We start from the raw sequence: 22,768 nt of genomic DNA, 5'->3' as shown, positions 1-22,768 counted from the left end.
CATTATACCATATTTGTTAGTAAAAAGTGCTGAGGTGCTTTGGATAAAATCGGAAATTTTCTCCTGTTATCAGAAAACGTTTTAATCAGCAAAAAGCTTGGTGGAACAAACAAATCAGAGGCATTTCATGATATAATAGTAGTCTATATTATTCAGTATGAGGGGCGTCATGGAAATCACTAAAGGAGTTCGTCTCCATTTTATTCAATCAGAAAAATTTAAAACAAATAAAATTAGGGTTCGTTTTTCAGCGCCTATGTCCAAAGAAACAGTAGCTGGTCGGGTTTTAACAGCCAGTATGCTAGAAACTGTCAATGCTGTTTATCCTACTTCGCAAGCCTTCAGAGAACGTTTGGCCAATTTGTATGGCGCTGATTATTCAACGAGTCTTTCAAGGAGAGGATTGGTGCATTATTTAGATATCAATCTTTCTTTTGTGCGGGATAAATTTTTGAGTCGTAAAAATGTCCTGACAGATGCCATGCTTGATTTTTTGAAAGCCAGCTTGTTTTCTCCATTGGTAAGTCAGGACGCTTTTGATGAATCTGTTTTTGAAATTGAGAAGAAAAATATCTTGAATGATTTGGAAGCTGAAATTGAGAATCATTTTTATCATGCTCATCGAGAATTAGATAAACTCTTTTATGAAGAAGAGGAAATGCAGATGCCTCGTGTTGGGACGATTGAATTAATCCAGAAAGAGACCGCTGCAAGCAGTTTTGCTGCTTTTCAGCAGATGCTTCAGGAAAATCAGATTGACTTTTTCTTTATTGGGGACTTTAATGAAGTGGCTGTTCGGGAGAAAATTCAATCTTTCAATTTTGCGCCTCGCCAGCAAGAACTTCAGCTAGTTTATCAGCAAGAATATTCCAATGTTTTGCGAGAAGGACTGGAGCAGAAGGACGTGCATCAGTCAATTATTGAGTTGGGCTATCACTTCCCTATTCAGTACGGAGAGAGTGAGCACCTGCCTTTGGTCGTTTTAAATGCTTTGCTAGGTGGCTTTGCCCATTCGAAATTATTTGTCAATCTTCGTGAAAAGGAAGGACTGGCTTATACGATTTCCAGCAACTTTGATATTTTTTCAGGCATGATGCGGATTTACGCTGGTATTGACCGCAGCAATCGGACTAGAACAGTTGCTTTAATCAACCGACAGATTGGTGATTTGAAGCGTGGCATGTTTAGTCAGGAAGAATTGGATCAAACCAAGAAAATGCTGAAAAACTCGGTCCTCTTAGCTCAGGATCGACAGAATACAATATTAGAGAGAGCTTATATGGCTTCTGTTTTAGGCAAAAAATTCTTATCTCTTGAAGCTTGGCTGGAAGCTTTGGAACAGGTTCATAAAGATGATATTGTCAAAGCAGCTGGTCTCTTAAAATTACAAGCTATTTACTTTATGGAAGGAAAATAATGCAGGGAGAAGTGCTAGAAAAAATCAATTATTCAGCAGTGGGAGAAACTGTTTATCAGACAGTCTTGGCAAATGGTTTGCGTGTTTTTCTTCTGCCTAAAAATGATTTTAATGAAACTTATGGGATTATCTCAACTAATTTTGGTTCAGTGGATACGGAGATTGTTTCACGTGAAACCAAGCAGGTCACTCAGTATCCGGCGGGAATAGCTCATTTTTTGGAACATAAGCTTTTTGAAGGCCCGCAGGGAAAGGATTTGCTGCTGGAATTTACTAAGCTAGGGGCTGAGAGCAATGCCTTTACGAGCTTTACTCGAACCAGCTATTTATTTTCTGCAACGGATAATATCTCAGAAAACCTACAGCTTTTGCAAGAACTGGTGCATCGGGCTGATTTCACAAAACAATCCATTTTGCGGGAACAGGATATTATCGGCCAAGAAATTGAAATGTATCAGGATAATCCAGATTATCGTCTCTTTTTTGGAGCCTTGGCCAATCTCTATCCTCAAACACCTCTGGCAGAAGACATTGCAGGAACGAAAGAGTCTATCTCTGAGATTACCGTCGAAAATTTGAAGGAAAATTTCAGTAACTTTTATCATCCTTCTAATATGACTTTGTTTGTGATTGGTAATTTCGATTTGGAACAGATAGCTACAGAGATTGCTGAACAGCAGGAAAAACTAGTTTTTGCTGGGAGTTCGGAACCTATTGAAAAAATTCCTGTTAGCCTTCACCCAGTGGTATCAACGGATACCTACCGAATGGAGGTAGCTAGTCCAAAACTGGCAGTTGGGATTCGAGGGACAGACTTTGTTGATGAATCGGAGTTGTATCGCTATAAAATCACTTTGAAACTCTTATTTGCCATGATGTTTGGCTGGACTTCCAAGCGTTTCCAGTCCCTCTATGAAAGTGGGAAAATGGATAATTCTTTAACGCTGGAAGTGGAAGTAGAAAAAGATTTTCACTTTGTCATGCTGACGATGGATACTCAGGAGCCGGTTGGACTTTCTCATCAGTTTCGCTCAGCTATCAAGAATTTTGATAAGGATCCGGATGTGACAGAAGAGCATTTGGATACGATTAAAAGTGAGATGTTTGGTGATTTTCTGCACGGTTTAAACTCGCTTGAGTATATTGCAACCCAATATGAACCGCATTTGACGGGTGAGAATCTGTTTGATTTGCCAAAAATCTTACAGGATATCAGCTTAAATGATGTGATAAAACTAGGTCATCGTTTTATCGATCAGTGTGATATGACAGATTTTACTATTTTTCCAAAATAATTCCAGAATCGTTTTTAAAATTTTGTTAAAATAGTGAAGAATAGAAATAAGGGAAAAGTACGTATGAGAAAAAAAACGATAGGAGAAGTGTTGAAGCTTGCCCGGACTAATCAAGGACTGAGCTTAGAGGAATTGTCAAAAAAGACAGATATCCAGCAGGATTTGCTAGAAGCGCTGGAACGAAATGACTATGATTTGCTTCCTAGTCCTTTCTATGCCCGTAGCTTCTTGCGGAAATATGCTTGGGCTGTAGATTTGGATGAGTCTATTATTCTGGAGGCTTACGAAGCTGGTGAGATGATTGTCTTTGATGAAGTGGCACTAGCAGCAGATGAGGAATTCAGGAGCAGAAAAAATAAAAATAAAAGCTCTTTTCTGCCCTTGTTCTATTTTCTCTTGTTGGCTTCAGCTATTGCTGCTTTCGTAGCTTATTATATCTGGAGCTATGCTCATACTAATTCGGTAAGTTTCAAAGCATCTAACAGCAATTATAGTCTGGTTTCCTCTACAAGCACTAACAGTCAGAAGAGTTCCTTTTCTTCGGCTGATTCTAAGTCAGTTTCTTCCTCAGTTAGCAAATTGACAGTTAGTGGAAGCGGAGAGAATTTGATTGCTGAGTATAGCGGAGCAAGTCAGCCTGTTAAAGTGACCGTTTCTGTGGAGCAAACAACCAATTTGGTAAGCATAAGCGATTCAGAACTAGCCGAAGGCATCACCTTATCTCCTGAAAAATCAAGCCAGACGGTTTCTCTTGAGCCAGGCAATAAGTATCTTATTACGTTAGCACCTGTTAAAGGAGCAACTGTGACGATAGAGGGACAAAAACTAGATACTTCGGCTTTGACTAGTGATAGTGGAACCATTAGTTTGAACATTACGAAAGGATAAAAACGAAGGGAATACCATGAAAAAAGAAAATATTCCAAATGCCTTAACTCTTGTTAGAATTGCTTTAATCCCTGTATTTGTTGTGATTTTAACATTCGGTCATTCTTACACCATGCATATTTTAGCTGCTTTTATATTTGCTTTTGCAAGTATAACTGATTATCTAGATGGCTATTTGGCACGAAAGTGGGAAGTGGTAACAAATTTTGGTAAATTTGCTGATCCCATGGCTGATAAGCTTTTAGTGATGTCTGCTTTTATCATGTTGATTGAGATGAAAATGGCTCCTGCCTGGGTTGTGGCTATTATTATTTGCCGGGAATTGGCAGTAACAGGTCTGCGCTTGCTTTTAGTGGAAACAGGCGGTACAGTTTTAGCAGCTGCTATGCCAGGTAAAATCAAAACCTTCACGCAGATGTTTGCTATAATTTTTCTCCTGATTCATTGGACTCTATTAGGACAAATCCTTCTGTATATCGCTTTAATCTTTACGATTTATTCTGGATATGACTACTTCAAGGGAAGTGCCTATCTCTTTAAAGATACCTTTAAATAATATGGAAAATATCATCGAAGTAAGAAATCTTAAGTACAAATACGATAGTGAGTCTGAGAATTACACCTTAAATGATGTCTCCTTTCAAGTAAAAAAAGGGGAATGGCTGTCCATTGTCGGTCATAATGGCAGCGGAAAATCAACCACAGTTCGTTTGATTGACGGTCTTTTAGAAGCGGAAAGCGGAGATATTATTATCTCAGGCGATAAGCTGACAGCTGAAAATGTCTGGGAAAAACGCAGACAGATTGGTATGGTATTCCAAAATCCAGATAATCAGTTTGTTGGAGCAACTGTAGAAGACGATGTAGCCTTTGGTTTGGAAAATCAAGGGCTAGACTATGATCTGATGGTAGAGCGAGTCCAGCAAGCATTAGAGCTTGTCGGGATGCAGGATTTTAAGGAGCGTGAACCAGCTCGTCTTTCCGGAGGGCAGAAACAGCGGGTAGCTGTTGCAGGTGTCGTAGCTCTGAGACCGGATATTATTATTTTGGATGAAGCAACCAGCATGCTGGATCCAGAGGGACGTTTGGATCTTATCCAAACCGTGAAAAAAATTAAAGATAGTAATCAGCTGACCGTCATTTCTATCACTCATGACCTGGATGAAATAGCCTTAAGCGACCGTGTTTTGGTTATGAAAGAGGGTCAGGTTGAGTCTACCGCTACCCCGAGAGAACTTTTTTCTCGAGAAGATTTGGAAGAGCTAGGATTGGATCAGCCATTTGTTAATAAGGTAAAGGCGGCTTTGCGTCAGTCAGGGCTTCCTCTGCCAGACTCTTACTTAACAGAAAAAGAATTGCAGGATCAACTATGGGCATTACTCTCAAAAATGTAAGTTATACTTATCAAGCTGGCACCCCTTTTGAGGGACCAGCGCTTTTTGGAGTGGATTTGGAGATAAAATCCGGCAGCTACACCGCTCTTATCGGTCATACTGGTAGCGGTAAGTCAACCATTCTCCAGCTTTTAAATGGCTTGCTGGTTCCTAATCAGGGCAGTGTTGAAGTAGGCAGTACAGTCATCACGGCTGATTCCGTCAATAAAGACATTAAACAGGTGCGCAAGAAGGTCGGTCTAGTCTTTCAATTTCCGGAAAGTCAAGTTTTTGATGAAACAGTTTTGAAAGATGTGGCTTTTGGTCCTCAGAATTTTGGTGTTTCTAAGGAAGAAGCCGAAGCTTTGGCGCGTGAAAAATTGCACTTAGTCGGAATTTCTGAGGATTTGTTCAATCGCAGTCCTTTCGAACTTTCTGGTGGCCAGATGCGCAGGGTGGCCATAGCAGGTATACTGGCCATGGAGCCTGATATCTTGGTTTTGGATGAGCCGACAGCAGGACTTGATCCATCCGGTCGAAAAGAACTGATGAGGCTCTTTGAAGAGCTGCATCGTGCCGGTATGACAATTGTTTTGGTAACTCACCTAATGGATGATGTAGCTAACTTTGTTGATACAGTCTATGTTTTAGATAAGGGCAGAGTAGTCAAGAGCGGTCAGCCTGCTCAGGTCTTTCAGGATCTTGATTTTATGGAGAGTATTCAATTGGGTGTTCCTAAGATTACAAAATTTGCTCACGAATTGGCGGAGAAAGGGATGACCTTCTCGCACTATCCTATTACAATTGAAGAATTCAAGGAGATCTTGCATGGATAAGTTGATTTTAGGCCGCTATATTCCCGGAAATTCAATTATTCATCGTTTGGATCCGCGGAGCAAGTTGCTGGCGATGTTTCTTTTTATTCTATTAATTTTCTGGGCCAATAATCTTGTGACCAATCTGCTGCTGTTTATTTTCGTTTTTAGTTTGGTTTTGCTGTCTAAGGTTCCTTTGAAGTTCTTTTTAAAGGGTATCCAGTCCATGGTTTTTATAATAGCTTTTACCACCTTGTTCCAGCTGTTTTTGACCTCGGGAGGCGCTACAATTTTTCAGTTCGCTTTTATCAGAATTACAGAAGCAGGACTGTCACAGGCTGGTATTATTTTTAGTCGCTTTATTCTGATTATTTTCTTTTCTACTCTTCTGACTCTGACAACGACGCCCTTAAGCTTGTCCGATGCGGTTGAGTTTTTGCTGAAACCTCTGAAGGTCTTCAAGGTGCCAGCACATGAGATTGGCCTGATGCTCTCTATGAGCCTGCGCTTCGTTCCAACTTTAATGGATGATACTACTCGGATTATGAACGCCCAGAGGGCGCGTGGTGTTGACTTTGGCGAGGGAAAGCTTGTTCAAAAGGTCAAATCTATTATTCCCATTCTAATCCCTTTGTTTGCTTCTAGTTTTAAAAGGGCAGATGCTCTAGCAATTGCCATGGAAGCGCGTGGCTATAATGGAGGTGAAGGGCGGACACGTTTTCGCCGTTTGGCATGGAAAAGAAATGACAGCTTGGCTATTATTAGCTTACTTATATTAGGTATTCTGCTTTATATATTGAAAAACTGACCTACTGTTTAAAGTGTTTTTTAGAGAATAGTATAAGTTAAACCTGTCTATTTTTTGCCTCGTCAAAGAAAATATTTGGCAAAAAAGCTCTAAAAGTCTGTTTTTAACGTCTAAACTAAATGTTCTTGTAACGTTTGACTTGGTAATGTAACTTTCTGGTAATATTTTATGTGTAAGATAGTATTATCACCGAAAGGAGAATTACATTTTAATGAACAAAAAAACAGCAAAATGGACTTTAACAGGTGCAGTCGCTGCAGCGGCTTTCTTGGTTTCAGGTATTGCAAATGCTGAGACCTATACAGTTGAAGCCGGTGATACTTTATCAGCTATTGCTAACGAAAAAAATACAACTCTTGAGAAATTAGTAGAGTTAAACAAGATTGCAGATCCGAATCACATCCGTGTTGGTCAAATCTTGGAACTTGGAAATAGTGCCAAAACGTCTGAAACAAGCGTAGCAGCAACTGCAACTCCCGTAAATAATTATGCAGCACCTGCAGCAACAGCTAATTCAGCAGCAACTTCAGGAGGCCTTGTACTTAGCAATGGTAATACCGCTGGTGCAACTGGTTCTTATGCAGCATCACGTATGGCAGAAATGACTGGTGTTCCTGCATCAACTTGGGAAGCTATCATTGCCCGTGAATCAAATGGTCAAGTAGATGCTTACAACCCTTCAGGTGCTAGTGGTCTTTTCCAAACAATGCCAGGTTGGGGTTCAACAGCTACTGTTGATGATCAAATCCAATCAGCATATAGCGCCTATAGTGCTCAAGGACTTTCAGCTTGGGGTTACTAAGATAAAACTAAAAAACCACAGAATCCCTGTGGTTTTTTTAGTTTACATAAAATTGACAATTTATAAGCAGAAAATGGTAGTATAGATAAAGATTTAAAGATAACAATCTTATCTAGATTGACAGCTATGTAAAGTTATGAAAAGTGTTCGTTTAATATTTTTAAAATGTGTTTGGGAGAATGAGCCAGGAAATCTGCTCCATTTTCTAGTAACTCTTTTTGGCTGCCAAACCCCCAAAGGACTCCTAGAGTTGAGATTCCTACTTCTTTACCGCCAATTATATCAAACTTTGTATCGCCTATAATTATGGTTTCTTCAGGATTTGCATCTAGTGTTTGCAGAGCTCGGCGCAAAACATCTGCTTTGTGAAATGAATCTGGCAGTGAGCCAAAAATATCATCGAATTGCTCAGAGATGGCTAGATTTGCTAATAAATCTTGTGCTGTGGGTTGATTTTTACTTGTTGTTACATAAATCTGATAGCTGGCTTCTTTTAACTGTGTCAGCAATTCTGGTATCCCCTCATAGAGGCGGACGCCCCAGATGCCTTTTTCCTTATAGAAGCTGCGGTAATAGTTAATCGCTTCTGGAACTTGGCTTTCTTCAAGAACAGAGGCGAAGCTTACTTCCAGAGGCGGCCCCATAAAACTTTTTATAATACTTTCTTCAGGGCACTCTTTTCCAAGTTGTTTGAAGCTGTATTCAAAGGATTCTTGGATGCCCTTTGAACTGTCAACTAAGGTTCCATCCAAATCAAAGAAGATATATTTCAAATGACTCATCTTGTCTCCTTTTTTACTATCTAGTAAATCTACTTGACAAATTTGTCAAGGTTATTCTCCAAAGATTTCTTTTGAAAGTCTGCGGCCTGTAGGTGTTGTAGCTAGGCCACCTTCAGCTGTTTCTCTGAAAGCAGTAGGCAGACTTGACCCAACTTGATACATGGCGTCAATGACTTCGTCAACAGGAATTTTAGACTCGATTCCCGCAAGAGCCATATCAGCTGCAATAAATGCGTAACTGGCTCCCATAGCATTTCGCTTGACACAAGGCACTTCTACCAGACCAGCTACTGGATCACAAATCAAGCCCAGCATGTTTTTAATGACAAAACAAATAGCTTGACTGGCTTGAAAAGGTGAACCTCCAGCAGCGAGAACTAAAGCAGCTGCACTCATAGCAGAAGCGGAGCCAACCTCAGCTTGACAGCCACCTTCAGCACCCGAAATTGAGGCGTTATTGGCAATAACTAGGCCAAAAGCGCCTGCAGCTAATAGAAAGTTTAGCTGTTCTTCTTCTGAGAGTCCTAATTTTTCAATGGCAGATGTAAGAACAGCTGGCAGACAGCCAGCGCTGCCGGCAGTAGGTGTTGCACAAACTAAACCCATTTTAGCATTATGCTCATTGACAGCAATAGCATTTTTTGCAGCAGTCAGCACAGTGTAATCTGATAAAGTCTTTCCTGACTGGATATAGTGGTCAAGTTTTGCTGCGTCTCCGCCAGTCAAGCCACTGCGAGACTTGCTCTCATCAAGTCCAAGAAGGACAGAGGCTTTCATGACTTCCAGATTGCGACCCATCAGTCGCAGGACTTCATCTCTTTCACGACCAGTTAATTCATACTCGGTAGCAATCATCAATTCAGCAACATTTCCTTGGTAATCCAAGTCAGCTTGCTCTACCAATTCTTTGATGGAATAAAACATATCTTCTCCTATTTAAAGAAATTCACATTATGCAGATGAGGAATATTGCGAATTTCGTCAATGGCTTCCTCACAGCTGCGGCTGTCAACTTCAATAATCATAATCGCTTTTTCTCCAGCCTTCTCACGAGTAACATTCATCTGAGCTATATTGATATTGTAGCGTGAAAGAGCTTCGGTGACATGGGCAATCATGCCTGGAACATCCTGGTGGACAATAATAATGGTCGGAGTATTCATGCTCAGAGATACAGAAAAGCCATTCAGCTCTGTTACTTGAATGTTGCCGCCACCGATAGAGACTCCAGTCACACTGATTGTTTTACGGTCATTTTTTACTGTAATCTTTGTTGTATTGGGGTGGGGAGCATTGCTATCCTTTTGAATGGTCCAGACAATCTTGATGCCACGTTTATGAGCAATTTCAAGGCTGTTAGGAATCTCAGGGTCATCTGTCTCCATTCCTAAAATCCCTGCGACAAGAGCCAAGTCAGTTCCGTGACCTCGGTAAGTTTTGGCAAAAGAGTTAAAGAGCTGGAATTCTACTTCCGTAGGCTCGTCATTAAAAATGGAGGAGACAATTTTTCCGATACGGACGGCGCCTGCCGTATGACTGCTTGATGGGCCAATCATCACAGGTCCGATAATATCAAAAACAGATTGAAATCTTAGTGAAGTCATGATTTCTCCTTGCAGCTTATTATTATTTTCATTATAACAAAGTTAAGGGCTTTCTGCTGATTTTTTAAATGAATTAAAAGTGGATATTATAAAATTTGTTTGATAGGAAAGTAAACGAGCAAATCAATAAGTTTACAAAGTTGTAAACATAATTTACAGTTAATAAATTTAGTTAAATTTCTGATTTGTTTTCCGAGTCCTTTCGTGCTATAATAGGCCTTGCTCAAGCGACCTTCAATCGTTGAAAGCACAGCACGACCTTCAATCGTGAAATAACGAAAAGATGGGAGAACACAATGAGTGATAACTCTAAGATTCGTGTCGTTGTTGGTATGAGCGGAGGTGTCGATTCATCAGTAACTGCTTTGCTCTTGAAAGAGCAAGGTTACGATGTGATTGGCATCTTCATGAAAAACTGGGACGACACAGACGAATTTGGTGTCTGTACAGCCACAGAAGACTACAAGGATGTAGCTGCTGTTGCAGATCAGATTGGCATTCCTTACTACTCTGTCAACTTTGAGAAAGAGTACTGGAATCGCGTTTTTGAATACTTCTTGGCGGAATACCGAGCTGGTAGGACTCCAAATCCAGATGTCATGTGTAACAAGGAAATCAAGTTTAAAGCCTTCCTTGACTATGCCTTGACACTGGGTGCAGATTACGTTGCAACGGGTCACTATGCTCAGATAAAGAGAGACCAAGATGGCTTGGTTCACATGTTGCGTGGCAAGGACAACAATAAGGATCAGACTTACTTCCTAAGCCAACTGTCACAGGAACAACTGCAAAAGACTATGTTTCCTCTGGGGCATTTAGAAAAGCCAGAAGTTCGAGCAATTGCTGAAAGAGCTGGTTTAGCTACAGCTAAGAAAAAAGACTCGACTGGTATTTGCTTCATTGGTGAGAAGAATTTTAAAGAATTTCTGAGTCAATATTTACCAGCCCAGCCTGGTCGCATGATGACCTTGGAAGGCCGAGATATGGGCCAGCATGCTGGGTTGATGTATTATACTATTGGCCAGCGGGGTGGTCTTGGAATTGGTGGTCAGCACGGTGGAGATAATGAGCCTTGGTTTGTGGTTGGAAAAGACCTCAGCCAAAATATCCTTTATGTGGGTCAAGGCTTTTACCATGACAACTTAATGTCAACCAGTCTTGACGCTAGTCAGGTTCATTTCACAAAAGAAATGCCAGAAGAATTTACTATGGAATGTACAGCTAAGTTCCGCTACCGTCAGCCTGATTCTAAGGTGACAGTACATGTCAAAGGAGACAAGGCAGAGGTCATCTTTGCGGAGCCACAGCGCGCCATTACACCAGGACAGGCAGTTGTCTTTTACGATGGCGAAGAGTGTTTAGGTGGCGGTTTAATTGACAATGCCTACCGTGATGGCAAGGTTTGTCAGTATGTCTAACTGGAGTTAAATAAAAACAATGAGTTCTCAATTTTTTTATGCATTTATGGCATTTTTCGCTATAATGAACCCAATTTCAAATCTTCCTGCTTACATGGCTTTAGTAGCAGATGATAGTCAAAAAATTTCACGAAAAATTGCTTTTAGGAGTCTTTTGATTGCCTTTGTTATTGTAACTGTTTTTATCTTTTCAGGAGATTTCATTTTTAAAGTATTTGGAATTACAATTGTTTCTTTCAGAATTGCTGGTGGAATATTAGTGGCCGTTATCGGTTATCATATGATTAATGGTAATCATTCACCCAGCTATAAAGGAATGGAGCAGCAAGCAGTAAATTCAGATCCAATGTCTATTGCTATTTCTCCTCTTGCAATGCCACTTTTTGCGGGACCAGGTACAATTACAACTGCTTTAAGTCTGGCTAATGGAGGTTTGCAGAATCAACTGATAACCGTAGTTGCTTTTGCTCTACTATGTGTCATCACTTATCTCCTGTTAAGAAGTGCAAAACAAATTGCAGGCTTCTTGGGAGAAAATTTGATGAAAATTATAACGAAAATGATGGGACTTTTACTATTCTCGATAGGAATACAGATGATTATCGTCAGTGTGCAGACCTTGCTCAAACAGTGATTTGCATTGACAAAACGATTTGATTTGATAAAATAGCTTTAACAATAGTCATGATGGTCAAAGCTCATGGATGTTGCAGGCTTTTTTGTCCTGCACTTCTGGAGACTTGGCCTTTTTTGGTGAAAAAAAACGAAGGAAAAAGAAATGTCACACAATTTTACTGAAAGTTATGATATTATCGTGATTGGAGCAGGGCATGCTGGGGTTGAGGCATCGCTGGCTGCTAGTCGAATGGGTTGCAAGGTTCTTTTAGCAACCATCAATATTGAGATGCTGGCTTTTATGCCCTGCAATCCTTCTATCGGAGGGTCTGCTAAAGGGATTGTCGTTCGTGAAGTAGATGCTTTGGGTGGGGAGATGGCCAAGAATATTGACAAGAGCTATATCCAAATGAAGATGCTCAATACTGGTAAAGGACCCGCTGTTCGGGCTCTTCGGGCCCAGGCGGATAAGGAAGTTTACTCCAAAGAAATGCGGAAGACTGTTGAAAATCAAGAAAATCTGACTCTGCGGCAAACCATGATTAATGAAATCTTGGTAGAAGATGGTAAGGTCATTGGGGTTAAAACAGCGACCCATCAGGAGTATGCAGCTAAAGCTGTTATTGTTACGACTGGAACAGCCTTGCGGGGAGAAATTATTATTGGTGATCTCAAGTATTCATCTGGTCCAAACCATAGCTTAGCAGCCATTCCTTTAGCAGATAATCTGCGTGACCTAGGATTTGAAATTGGTCGTTTTAAAACTGGAACTCCTCCACGTGTTAAGGCGTCATCTATCAATTATGATGTGACTGAAATTCAGCCAGGTGATGAAAAAGCCAATCATTTCTCTTACACGTCTCGTGATGAGGACTATGTGAAAGATCAAGTTCCTTGCTGGTTGACTTATACCAATGCGGAAAGTCATGAGATTATCCAAAATAACTTGCATCGGGCTCCTATGTTTTCAGGAGTAGTCAAGGGAGTGGGGCCACGCTATTGCCCGTCTATTGAGGATAAGATCGTCCGTTTTGCGGACAAAGAACGCCACCAGCTTTTCTTAGAACCTGAGGGTCGTGATACAGAAGAAGTTTATGTGCAGGGGTTGTCAACTAGTTTGCCAGAAGATGTGCAGAAGGACTTGGTTCACTCTATCAAGGGTCTAGAAAATGCTGAGATGATGCGGACAGGCTATGCCATTGAGTACGATATGATTATGCCCCACCAGTTGCGGGCAACCTTGGAAACCAAGAAAATTTCAGGGCTGTTTACAGCAGGTCAGACCAATGGGACTTCTGGTTATGAAGAAGCTGCAGGTCAAGGGATTATTGCTGGGATAAATGCGGCCTTGAAAATCCAAGGTAAGCCGGAGCTGATTCTGAAGCGCAGTGATGGTTACATTGGAGTCATGATTGATGATTTGGTGACCAAGGGAACTGTAGAACCTTACCGACTCTTGACTAGCCGAGCTGAGTACCGTTTGATTCTCCGCCATGACAATGCCGATATGCGTTTGACAGAGCTGGGACGAGAAATTGGTCTGGTAGATGATGAGCGCTGGGCTCGTTTCGAGATTAAAAAGAATCAATTTGACAATGAAATGAAGCGTTTGGAATCCATCAAGCTAAAGCCTGTCAAGGAAACCAATGCCAAGGTAGAAGCACTTGGTTTTAAGCCTCTGACAGATGCAGTAACTGCCAAAGAATTTATAAGGCGACCGGAAGTGTCTTATCAAGATGTGGTTCAGTTCATTGGTCCAGCTGCAGAAGAGCTTGATGAAAAGATTATCGAGTTGCTTGAGACAGAGATTAAGTACGAAGGCTATATTTCCAAAGCTCTTGATCAGGTTGAAAAGATGAAGCGCATGGAAGAGAAGCGGATTCCAGCAAATATTGACTGGGATGATATTGACTCGATTGCGACAGAAGCACGACAGAAGTTTAAGAAAATCAATCCAGAAACGATTGGTCAGGCAAGTCGTATTTCTGGTGTCAATCCAGCAGATATTTCCATTTTGATGGTTTACTTAGAAGGCAAGTCTAGAAGCATTTCTAAAAATCAAGCGAAGTAACTCTTGTAAAAGGCTTAGTTTCCTTTGGGAAGCAGCCTTTTTGTGTAAATTTACAAGAGGTTTACAACGTTGTAAACTTTGAAAGGCTGTTTTTCGCTTCCTTTACCCTTCTTAAATGCTTTACTTATTGGGAGAAATTCGCTTTTTTCTAGGATTTATGGTAAAATGGCGGAATAAGAGGTCTATGATGAAAAAATTTCGTTTTGCCCCAATTCACTTGGCGATGGCGGGTCTAATTTCCTTTATAATCTTAGCCATCTGTCTGAGGCTTTTTGGTGATAGTTTGGCCATGCTAGCTGCTCTCATGCTTGTGCTGGCTCTTTTGATTGTGCTTTTTATCCAGCAACAGAGAGTATCAGAGCTAGATGAGATTGAGCAGATTCATTATGTCAATCATCAAGCAGAAGGAAGCCTCGCTTCCTTGCTGGATAAGATGCCAGTTGGTGTCATTAAAATCAGTGAAGATAACGGTGATGTAGAGTGGTTTAATCCCTATGCAGAACTGATTTTTACAACTGAAGATGGTGATTTTGATGCTGATATGCTCAAGAATATCATGAAGGCTGCTTATTCAGACTCTGGTCATTATGCTACGGTTGGAGACAAGAAATATTCGGTTTACTTGGACCGTGCATCCAGTGTGTTTTATTTTTTTGATGCATCCAATGAATACGAAGCCACCGTTGGTCTGGTGACAACGCGCCCAGTAATCGGGATTATCTCGGTGGATAATTATGATGATTTAGAAGACGTCGTTTCTGATACGGACATCAGTCAAATCAATAGCTTTGTAGCCAATTTCGTAGCAGAATTTTCTGAGCAGTTTCACATGTTTTACCGCCGGGTTAGCATGGATCGGTTCTATCTTTTTACGGATTACACAGTGCTGGAACAGCTGATGGAAAATAAATTTTCTATCATTGATCAATTTCGGACGGAAGCTAAAAATCGAGAACTGTCGCTGACACTCAGTATGGGCTTTTCTTATGGTGATGGCAATCATGATGAAATCGGCCGTGTCGCTCTGCTTAACCTCAACTTAGCTGAAGTTCGCGGTGGGGACCAGGCTGTCGTTAAAGAAAATAATGACAACATGAACCCAATCTTCTTTGGTGGAGGAACGGCGTCAGCTGTTAAGCGCACGCGCACCCGAACTCGGGCTATGATGACTGCGATCTCTGATAAGATTAAGAGTGTGGATCAGGTCTTTGTAGTCGGACATAGAAATTTGGATATGGATGCCTTGGGATCCGCTCTGGGAATGCAGCTCTTTGCTAGTAATATCATTGAGAAAGCTTATGTGGTCTATGATCCGTCTCAGATGGCTTCTGACATTGAACGATCCATTACAAAGCTCCAGCAGGAAGGGGCTGACTATCTGGTGCCGCTTTCTGAAGCAGTGAATATGGTGACCAATCGTTCGCTTTTGATTATGGTTGACCACTCCAAGATATCTCTGACTCTGTCTAAGGATTTCTTTGATCAATTCAGTCAGATTATCGTAGTCGATCACCATCGTCGTGATGAAGATTTTCCTGAAAATGCGGTAATTGCCTATATCGAAAGTGGGGCTAGCAGTGCCAGTGAATTGGTAACGGAGCTGATTCAGTTCCAGAATTCTAAAAAGAACCGTCTCAGTAAGATGCAAGCCAGCCTTCTCATGGCAGGTATCATGCTTGACACCAAAGGATTTTCATCTCGGGTCACCAGTCGGACCTTTGATGTGGCCAGCTATCTACGAACTAGGGGCAGTGACAGTGTTGTGATTCAGGATATTTCCGCTACGAATTTTGAGGAATATCGTGCGATTAATGAACTGATTTTAAACGGCAAGAAGATTTTGCCAAATGTCATTGTAGCAGCTGGTCCAGAGGAGAACACTTATGATACAGTTGTTATCAGTAAGGCAGCTGATACCATGCTCTCCATGTCAGGAATTGAAGCTACTTTTGTCGTGAGCAAGAATACCAAAGGCTATGTGTCTATTTCGGCTCGCAGTCGCAGCAAGATCAATGTTCAGCGAATTATGGAAAAGTTGGGCGGTGGCGGTCATTTCAATCTGGCAGCAGCTCAAATTGAAGGTAAAACAGTTTCTGAGGTTCTTCAGTCGCTGAATCAAGAAATTATGGACCAAGTCATTAAAGAGGAAGTAATAATAGACGAGGAGAAAAAAGGATGAAAGTAATTTTTTTAGCAGATGTAAAAGGCAAGGGCAAAAAAGGCGAAATCAAGGAAATGCCGACTGGCTACGCTCAAAATTTTCTGATTAAGAAAAATTTAGCCAAGGAAGCAACAGCCCAGGCTATTGGTGAACTGCGCGGCAAGCAAAAGTCTGAAGAAAAAGCCCATGCGGAACTAGTGGCAGAAGCTCAAGCTATTAAAGCTAAATTAGCAGAAGAAGCTACTCTTGTTGAATTTACTGAAAAAGTTGGTCCGGACGGCCGCACCTTTGGCTCTATTACCAGCAAGAAAATAGCAGAAGAACTGCAGAAGCAGTTTGGCATCAAAATTGACAAACGGCATATTAAGGTGGACTCACCGATTCGTTCCATTGGTCTGATAGATGTTCCAGTGAAAATTTATCAGGATATAGCTGGAGTGATTCGTTTGCGGGTTAAAGAAGGATAATAGTGATTTGAAGGAAGGATTTACCGATGGCAGAGATTGATGAACTCCGAGCTCAGCCTCAGGATATTTTAGCGGAGCAGTCCGTTTTAGGAGCCATTTTCATTGATGAGAGCAAACTGGTCTTTGTTCGTGAGTATATCGAGCCTGCTGATTTCTTTAAGTATGCCAATCGCTTGATTTTCAAGGCTATGATTGACTTGGCTGACCGCGGCGATGCCATTGATGCAACGACTGTTCGTAACATTTTGGACAGCCAGGGTGACTTGCAGAATATCGGCGGTCTCAGCTACTTGGTGGAAGTGGTCAATTCCGTGCCAACATCTGCCAATGCGGAATACTATGCTAAAATCGTTGCAGAAAAGGCTATTTTAAGGCGGCTGATTTCGCGTCTGACAGAGTCTATCAATCAAGCCTACGATGGTGACCGTTTGTCAGAGGAAATTATTGCCGGAGCTGAAAAAGCACTGATTGATGTCAGCGAAACAGCCAACCGCAGTGGCTTTAAAAATATCCGTGATGTGCTGAATCTTAACTTTAGCAATCTGGAGGCCCGGTCTCTGCAGACATCAGATATCACTGGGATTGCGACTGGCTACCGTGAGCTGGACAAGATGACGACTGGTCTGCATGAGGAAGAATTAATCATTCTGGCGGCTCGGCCAGCGGTCGGAAAGACAGCCTTTGCCCTTAATATCGCTCAGAATATCGGAACTAAGCTGGATAAGACTGTGGCCATTTTCTCTCTGGAAATGGGGGCGGAGAGCTTGGTGGACCGGATGCTGGCTTCAGAAGGGGTAATTAATTCTCATTCCATTCGTACGGGGCAACTGACAGATGAAGAGTGGCAAAAATATACCATTGCGACAGCTAATCTGGCTAACGCTAGTATTTATATCGATGATACACCAGGGATTCGGATTACAGAGATTCGCTCGCGGGCTCGAAAACTGGCTCAGGAAACGGGCAATCTAGGGCTGGTCTTGATTGACTATCTGCAGCTGATTACAGGAACTGGCCGTGAAAATCGCCAGCAAGAGGTTTCGGAAATTTCCCGGCAGTTGAAAATCTTGGCGAAGGAGCTCAAGGTGCCGGTCATTGCGCTGAGTCAGCTCTCGCGTGGCGTGGAACAGCGGCAGGATAAGAGACCAGTGCTGTCTGATATTCGGGAATCAGGTTCCATTGAGCAGGATGCGGATATCGTTGCTTTCCTTTACCGGGATGATTATTATGATCGCGCTGGTGAGGAGGAAGAAGGCATTCCCAACAACAAGGTTGAAGTCATTATTGAGAAAAACCGGAGCGGAGCGCGTGGTACAGTAGAGTTAATTTTCCAGAAAGAGTATAATAAATTCTCAAGTATTTCCAAAAGAGAGGATGAATAAAGATGAGTGATGCATTTACAGATGTGGCAAAAATGAAAAAAATCAAAGAAGATATCAAGGCGCATGAAGGACAAATCGTCGAGATGACGCTGGAAAACGGTCGTAAGCGCCAAAAAAGCAAGCAAGGCCGTCTGATTGAAGTCTATCCGTCTTTGTTTATCGTGGAATATTCCAATGAAGGCGGTCAGCCAGGGGAAATCTCTAATACTTATGTGGAGTCTTATACCTACTCTGACATTTTGACAGAAAAGAACCTCATCCGTTATTTTGATGAATAGAAAGGTCCAGTGGGCCTTTTTACTTATATTTGAAGCAATTCTTCAGTCAAATCGACTTATATAGAGGATGATAAGCAAAGAAAACAGGTGGTCATCATGATTAAAAATTTGGTTTTTGATTTGGGCAATGTTCTGATTGAATGGAATTCTGAGAAAATCTTGACCTATTTTGAACCTGAGAAAGAGCGGCGGCAGGTCCTTAAACAGGCCATTTTTGGGTCGGGTGTCTGGCATCAGACGGACAAGGGAGAGCTGAGTTTGAAAGAAGCTTGTGAGGAAGTCTTGGCTCAGCTGGACGTTTCCTATCATTCTGCCGTTAAGAATATCTTTTATCATTGGTATGAGGTTGTGCATGTTTACAGTGATTTACAGGAAAGAATTTGGCTATGGGCTGACCAGGGCTATCGAATCTATATCTTGTCAACCACTTGTGAGATTTTTTATCATATTGAAAAAGCTGGTTTGTTGCCCATTTACCCACTGCTGTCGGGGTATATCCTTTCCTCAGAGGTCGGGGTCGTCAAGCCGGAAGCAGAGATTTACCAAAAGCTCTTGAAAAAGTATGGTTTGGATCCAGTGGAGTCCGTCTTTATTGATGATATTCAGGCTAACTTAGATACGGCAGCTGAACTGGGCTTTGAAACCATCTTATCCACAAGCGAGACAGAGAATATCAAAGCTTTGGAGACTTTGCTGGCTACGAAAGGTAAGTTTGACTGATTGATGATAGTTCGCTTCGCTTATAGTTGAAAAGGAGTGAGCCCAAGCTCCAACCTTGACATTTGCTGATGATTGCGCTATCATAGTCCTATATATGGGAGTCTGTGTACAGTCTGAGAGGAAGTGTAAGCTTCGACCGCACCTGATCTGGGTAATGCCAGCGTAGGAAACATACCGAAAAATGTGGTATTTGTGCGCCTTTTCCATATATGGAAAAGGCCTTTTCTTTTATCATCTTTATCGAATGGTGATATCTTGAAGAATTGCAGTGCTAAAATGCAGGAAGGGAGGAAAACTAATCAATGAAAGCACTACAAAGGCTGATGCGGCAGCAAATCGGTCTCTTAGGGATGCTGGGTGTACTTGTCATCTGGCAGGTCATGGGCTGGCTCAAGCTCTTGCCCAAGTTTATCCTGCCGACACCTCTGGAAATCGGTCAGGCTTTTATCAGAGATGCCGGATTTCTAGCAAGTCATAGCTGGGCGACCTTAAAAGTAGCCTTGCTGGGTTTAGTCTTGGGCGTCATCTTGGCTTGTATACTAGCTATACTCATGGACAGCATGAGCTGGCTCAATGATCTGATCTACCCCATGATGGTCGTGGTGCAGACTATTCCGACCATTGCTTTGGCGCCAATTCTGGTTCTCTGGCTGGGTTATGGGATTTTGCCCAAGATTGTGCTCATTATTCTGACGACGACTTTTCCGATTATCGTCAGTATTCTGGATGGTTTTCGGCATTGTGACAGAGACACCTTGACTCTCTTTGAGCTTATGCAGGCCAATCGCTGGCAGATTCTCTGGCATTTTAAGATTCCAGCTAGCTTGCCTTATTTCTATGCGGGCTTGCGCGTCAGTGTATCTTATGCCTTTATCACGACCGTGGTTTCCGAATGGCTGGGCGGTTTTGAAGGCTTGGGTGTTTATATGATTCAGTCTAAGAAACTTTTCCAGTACGATACCATGTTTGCCATTATCATATTGGTTTCGGTTATCAGTCTTCTGGGGATGAAGCTGGTGGCTGTCAGTGAAAAATATGTCATTAAGTGGAAATAGGAGCTCAGCTCTGCTATTTTCCGAAGAAAGAAAAGAGGATAATAATGAAAAAAAGTTACAAAATGCTGCTGGCAGGTTTGGCTGCCGTATCTATCTTTAGTCTAGCGGCCTGCAGTCAGTCAGGCTCGAAGTCAGCTAAGAAGGATAAAAAGATTGATTTTATCCTAGACTGGTCACCTAACACCAACCATACCGGCCTTTATGTGGCTCAGGAAAAGGGCTACTTCAAGGAAGCAGGCGTGGATGTGGATATCAAGTTGCCGCCTGAAGATAGCAGTTCGGATCTGATTATCAATGGCAAGGCACCTTTTGGTATTTATTTCCAGGACTCTATGGCTAAAAAACTGGATAAGGGCGCAGAAATCACAGCTGTCGCGGCTATTGTAGAGCATAATACTTCGGGCATTATTTCCAAAAAATCTGCAGGGATTACAAGTCCTAAGGATCTGGCTGGCAAGAAATATGGCACCTGGAATGATCCGGTGGAGCTGGGCATGCTCAAAACCTTGGTTGAAAGCCAAGGAGGTCAGTTTGATGAAGTGGAAAAAGTTCCCAACAACGATTCCAACTCAATTACGCCGATTGAAAATGGCTTGTTTGATGCAGCGTGGATTTATCATGGCTGGGACGGCATCATGGCTCAAACTCAGGGCATGGATACAAATTTCTTTTATATGAAGGACTATGTAAAGGAGTTTGACTACTATTCTCCAGTCATCATTGCCAATAATGACTACCTGAAGAAGAATCCGGAAGAGGCGAAAAAAGTCCTGCAGGCTATCAAGAAGGGCTATCAATATGCTATGGAGCACCCTGAAGAAGCAGCGGATATTTTAATCAAGCATGCGCCAGAGTTGAAAAGCAAGCGTGACTTTGTCTTGGATTCCCAAAAATATTTGTCCGAGCAATATGCATCGGATAAGGACAAGTGGGGTCAGTTTGAGGCTAGCCGCTGGAATGCCTTTTACAAATGGGCCAAGGATAAAGGTATCGTGGACAATGACTTGAGGGACAAGGGATTCAGCAACGATTATATAAAATAATGACAGAAATTAAACTTGAAAATGTAAGCTATGCTTACGATGAGCAGCAGATTTTGAAAGACATCAGCCTAGAGGTAGAAGCAGGCCAGGTTGTAGCGATTTTGGGGCCTAGTGGAGTCGGGAAAACGACCCTCTTTAATCTGATTGCGGGGATTTTGGAGGTCCAGACGGGTAGGATTGTCCTAGACGGACAGGAAAATCCCAAGGGTCGCGTGAGCTACATGCTACAGAAGGACTTGCTGCTGGAGCACAAGACGGTGCTGGGGAATGTCATCTTGCCTCTCTTAATCCGAAAGGTATCCAAAAAGGAAGCGACGGAGCAGGCAAGTCAGATTTTGAAGGAGTTCGGGCTTTTTGATGTGGCAGACAAGTATCCACATGAACTGAGCGGGGGGATGCGGCAGCGCGTGGCTCTGCTACGAACCTATATGTTCGGTCACAAGCTATTTCTTCTAGACGAGGCCTTTAGTGCTTTGGATGAGCTGACCAAGATGGAGCTACACGCTTGGTATCTGGATATTCATCGTAGGCTGGGTCTGACAACTCTCCTTATCACTCATAGCATCGAGGAAGCTCTGGCTCTCAGTGACCGTATCTATATTCTGAAAAATCGGCCTGGGCAAATTGTTGCAGATCTCCAGCTGGTCTGGTTAGACAACGAGGATAAGGAATTGCAGAAGCTACGATACAAGCAGGAGATTTTGAAGATTTTGGGAGTGTGAAGCAACTGCCTGAATTCCTTTACTTTCTAGAAATAACTTTAATCAAGCCTTTTGGCTTGATTTTTTGCATAAGTCCCTTTACTTTTGACTTTATTCATGGTACAATAGCCCTTGTGTGAAATAGCAGCAGGAAAGCATGGAGCTCGTCAACAGAACATCAGCTATAAAAGTAGCCTTAGCTGTTTGGGCGAAAATGTTCTGCACGAATCAGGGCTTTCTAAGTGACTATTTCCTCAAAAAAATTTTACGGGAGGACATTTTTATGTCACGTTATACAGGACCATCTTGGAAACAAGCTCGTCGTTTGGGTCTTTCTCTTACTGGTACAGGGAAAGAATTGGCTCGCCGCAACTATGTACCTGGTCAACATGGACCAAACAACCGCAGCAAATTGTCTGAATATGGTTTGCAATTGGCTGAAAAGCAAAAACTTCGTTTCACTTACGGTGTAGGTGAAAAACAATTCCGTAACTTGTTCGTTCAAGCTTCAAAAATCAAAGAAGGAATCCTTGGTTTCAACTTCATGCTTCTCTTGGAGCGTCGCTTGGATAACGTTGTTTACCGTCTTGGTCTTGCGACTACTCGTCGTCAAGCTCGTCAATTCGTAAACCACGGTCACATCCTTGTTGACGGCAAACGCGTTGATATCCCATCATACCGCGTAACTCCAGGTCAAGTGATCTCAGTTCGTGAGAAATCATTGAAAGTTCCAGCAATCCTTGAAGCTGTTGAAGCAACTCTTGGACGTCCAGCATTCGTATCATTTGATGCTGAAAAATTAGAAGGTTCATTGACTCGCCTTCCAGAGCGCGATGAAATCAACCCAGAAATCAACGAAGCTCTTATCGTTGAATTCTACAACAAAATGCTTTAATTTGTATTTGTTCAGAAGCCGGTTTCCCGGCTTCTTTTTTAATACTCTCAATGAATTAATTAGAGCTATTTCCAACTTAAAAAATGTCAATGGATTGAGACAGCTGTTTTGGGAATTATCTTATTTTTTCTGCTCCTATCCAATCAGCTGAGACACTCTGTAAAGATTTTTTCCAGCT

Annotated in this window: 23 protein-coding genes and 1 riboswitch; of the genes, 20 read left to right on the top strand and 3 right to left on the bottom strand. The window is 42.0% G+C overall.

Going from position 1 to position 22,768, the window contains the following annotated elements:
* Positions 1-169: 169 nt before the first annotated feature.
* The 8 genes from yfmF to HMPREF9389_RS08595 all read left to right on the top strand — a co-directional run bounded on the left by yfmF (position 170) and on the right by HMPREF9389_RS08595 (position 7,398).
* Positions 170-1,417 carry an EF-P 5-aminopentanol modification-associated protein YfmF gene (gene yfmF / locus HMPREF9389_RS08560; protein WP_328261977.1) on the top strand — a complete coding sequence of 416 codons (1,248 nt, stop codon included), beginning with the start codon at positions 170-172 and terminating at the stop codon, positions 1,415-1,417.
* Positions 1,417-2,712 (top strand): EF-P 5-aminopentanol modification-associated protein YfmH, encoded by a 1,296-nt coding sequence (yfmH, locus tag HMPREF9389_RS08565; RefSeq protein ID WP_002928581.1) that lies wholly within the window; start codon positions 1,417-1,419, stop codon positions 2,710-2,712. The genes yfmF and yfmH overlap by 1 nt, the downstream gene beginning before the upstream one ends.
* Positions 2,713-2,745: 33 nt before the next feature.
* Entirely contained in the window at positions 2,746-3,600 is an 855-nt protein-coding gene (gene rodZ / locus HMPREF9389_RS08570; RefSeq protein ID WP_002928580.1) for a cytoskeleton protein RodZ, read from the top strand.
* Between the two features lie 16 nt (positions 3,601-3,616).
* On the top strand, positions 3,617-4,156 hold the full coding sequence (gene pgsA, locus HMPREF9389_RS08575) for a CDP-diacylglycerol--glycerol-3-phosphate 3-phosphatidyltransferase (RefSeq protein WP_002899412.1): 540 nt from the start codon (positions 3,617-3,619) through the stop codon (positions 4,154-4,156).
* A gap of 1 nt (position 4,157) precedes the next feature.
* Positions 4,158-4,994 carry an energy-coupling factor ABC transporter ATP-binding protein gene (locus HMPREF9389_RS08580; RefSeq protein WP_002928578.1) on the top strand — a complete coding sequence of 279 codons (837 nt, stop codon included), beginning with the start codon at positions 4,158-4,160 and terminating at the stop codon, positions 4,992-4,994.
* Positions 4,970-5,809, top strand: coding sequence for an energy-coupling factor transporter ATPase (locus HMPREF9389_RS08585; protein WP_002928577.1), 840 nt, complete (start codon positions 4,970-4,972; stop codon positions 5,807-5,809). The genes HMPREF9389_RS08580 and HMPREF9389_RS08585 overlap by 25 nt, the downstream gene beginning before the upstream one ends.
* Positions 5,802-6,596 (top strand): energy-coupling factor transporter transmembrane component T family protein, encoded by a 795-nt coding sequence (locus HMPREF9389_RS08590; RefSeq protein ID WP_002928576.1) that lies wholly within the window; start codon positions 5,802-5,804, stop codon positions 6,594-6,596. The genes HMPREF9389_RS08585 and HMPREF9389_RS08590 overlap by 8 nt, the downstream gene beginning before the upstream one ends.
* 211 nt (positions 6,597-6,807) lie before the next feature.
* The gene (locus HMPREF9389_RS08595; RefSeq protein WP_002894257.1) at positions 6,808-7,398 is read left to right on the top strand and encodes a LysM peptidoglycan-binding domain-containing protein; all 591 of its coding nucleotides are present in this window, start codon (positions 6,808-6,810) and stop codon (positions 7,396-7,398) included.
* Positions 7,399-7,532: 134 nt separating this feature from the next.
* On the opposite strand, the gene HMPREF9389_RS08600 is transcribed toward HMPREF9389_RS08595, so the two are convergent.
* Genes HMPREF9389_RS08600 through sdaAB form a run of 3 tightly spaced genes read right to left on the bottom strand, consistent with a single transcriptional unit; the run spans position 7,533 to position 9,784 of the window.
* Positions 7,533-8,180 carry an HAD family hydrolase gene (locus HMPREF9389_RS08600; RefSeq protein ID WP_002928574.1) on the bottom strand — a complete coding sequence of 216 codons (648 nt, stop codon included), beginning with the start codon at positions 8,178-8,180 and terminating at the stop codon, positions 7,533-7,535.
* Between the two features lie 51 nt (positions 8,181-8,231).
* Entirely contained in the window at positions 8,232-9,104 is an 873-nt protein-coding gene (gene sdaAA, locus HMPREF9389_RS08605) for an L-serine ammonia-lyase, iron-sulfur-dependent, subunit alpha (RefSeq protein WP_002928565.1), read from the bottom strand.
* Positions 9,105-9,112: 8 nt separating this feature from the next.
* Positions 9,113-9,784 carry an L-serine ammonia-lyase, iron-sulfur-dependent subunit beta gene (sdaAB, locus tag HMPREF9389_RS08610; RefSeq protein ID WP_002928563.1) on the bottom strand — a complete coding sequence of 224 codons (672 nt, stop codon included), beginning with the start codon at positions 9,782-9,784 and terminating at the stop codon, positions 9,113-9,115.
* Positions 9,785-10,080: 296 nt separating this feature from the next.
* On the opposite strand from sdaAB, the gene mnmA reads away from it, so the two are divergent.
* The 12 genes from mnmA to rpsD all read left to right on the top strand — a co-directional run bounded on the left by mnmA (position 10,081) and on the right by rpsD (position 22,590).
* Complete coding sequence (gene mnmA / locus HMPREF9389_RS08615; RefSeq protein ID WP_002894250.1) at positions 10,081-11,202, top strand: tRNA 2-thiouridine(34) synthase MnmA; 1,122 nt, start codon at positions 10,081-10,083, stop codon at positions 11,200-11,202.
* Positions 11,203-11,221: 19 nt separating this feature from the next.
* Entirely contained in the window at positions 11,222-11,836 is a 615-nt protein-coding gene (locus HMPREF9389_RS08620; protein ID WP_002894248.1) for a MarC family protein, read from the top strand.
* A 144-nt stretch (positions 11,837-11,980) separates the two neighbouring features.
* A complete protein-coding gene (gene mnmG / locus HMPREF9389_RS08625) occupies positions 11,981-13,888 on the top strand; it encodes a tRNA uridine-5-carboxymethylaminomethyl(34) synthesis enzyme MnmG (RefSeq protein WP_002928555.1) in 1,908 nt (635 codons plus the stop codon).
* Between the two features lie 157 nt (positions 13,889-14,045).
* Positions 14,046-16,067 carry a DHH family phosphoesterase gene (locus tag HMPREF9389_RS08630; RefSeq protein ID WP_032906259.1) on the top strand — a complete coding sequence of 674 codons (2,022 nt, stop codon included), beginning with the start codon at positions 14,046-14,048 and terminating at the stop codon, positions 16,065-16,067.
* Positions 16,064-16,516 carry a 50S ribosomal protein L9 gene (rplI, locus tag HMPREF9389_RS08635; RefSeq protein ID WP_002928551.1) on the top strand — a complete coding sequence of 151 codons (453 nt, stop codon included), beginning with the start codon at positions 16,064-16,066 and terminating at the stop codon, positions 16,514-16,516. Before HMPREF9389_RS08630 ends, rplI begins: the two co-directional genes overlap by 4 nt.
* A 26-nt stretch (positions 16,517-16,542) precedes the next feature.
* Positions 16,543-17,898 carry a replicative DNA helicase gene (dnaB, locus tag HMPREF9389_RS08640; RefSeq protein ID WP_002928548.1) on the top strand — a complete coding sequence of 452 codons (1,356 nt, stop codon included), beginning with the start codon at positions 16,543-16,545 and terminating at the stop codon, positions 17,896-17,898.
* 2 nt (positions 17,899-17,900) lie between these two features.
* Positions 17,901-18,176 (top strand): Veg family protein, encoded by a 276-nt coding sequence (locus HMPREF9389_RS08645; RefSeq protein WP_002894239.1) that lies wholly within the window; start codon positions 17,901-17,903, stop codon positions 18,174-18,176.
* A gap of 96 nt (positions 18,177-18,272) precedes the next feature.
* Positions 18,273-18,896 carry an HAD family hydrolase gene (locus tag HMPREF9389_RS08650; RefSeq protein WP_002928547.1) on the top strand — a complete coding sequence of 208 codons (624 nt, stop codon included), beginning with the start codon at positions 18,273-18,275 and terminating at the stop codon, positions 18,894-18,896.
* An 84-nt stretch (positions 18,897-18,980) separates the two neighbouring features.
* Positions 18,981-19,082: riboswitch (TPP riboswitch) on the top strand.
* 116 nt (positions 19,083-19,198) lie between these two features.
* Complete coding sequence (locus HMPREF9389_RS08655) at positions 19,199-19,951, top strand: ABC transporter permease (protein ID WP_002928546.1); 753 nt, start codon at positions 19,199-19,201, stop codon at positions 19,949-19,951.
* Positions 19,942-20,994 carry an ABC transporter substrate-binding protein gene (locus HMPREF9389_RS08660; protein ID WP_002928545.1) on the top strand — a complete coding sequence of 351 codons (1,053 nt, stop codon included), beginning with the start codon at positions 19,942-19,944 and terminating at the stop codon, positions 20,992-20,994. The genes HMPREF9389_RS08655 and HMPREF9389_RS08660 overlap by 10 nt, the downstream gene beginning before the upstream one ends.
* Entirely contained in the window at positions 20,994-21,716 is a 723-nt protein-coding gene (locus HMPREF9389_RS08665) for an ABC transporter ATP-binding protein (protein ID WP_002928542.1), read from the top strand. Before HMPREF9389_RS08660 ends, HMPREF9389_RS08665 begins: the two co-directional genes overlap by 1 nt.
* 262 nt (positions 21,717-21,978) lie before the next feature.
* Positions 21,979-22,590: a 30S ribosomal protein S4 gene (rpsD, locus tag HMPREF9389_RS08670; protein ID WP_002899562.1), complete on the top strand. Its 612-nt coding sequence runs from the start codon at positions 21,979-21,981 to the stop codon at positions 22,588-22,590.
* The last annotated feature ends 178 nt before the right edge of the window (positions 22,591-22,768 follow it).

The organism is Streptococcus sanguinis SK355 (assembly GCF_000212855.1).
GTDB classification, from domain to species: Bacteria; Bacillota; Bacilli; order Lactobacillales; family Streptococcaceae; genus Streptococcus; species Streptococcus sanguinis_A.
This window is presented reverse-complemented; position numbering and strand designations above follow the sequence as displayed.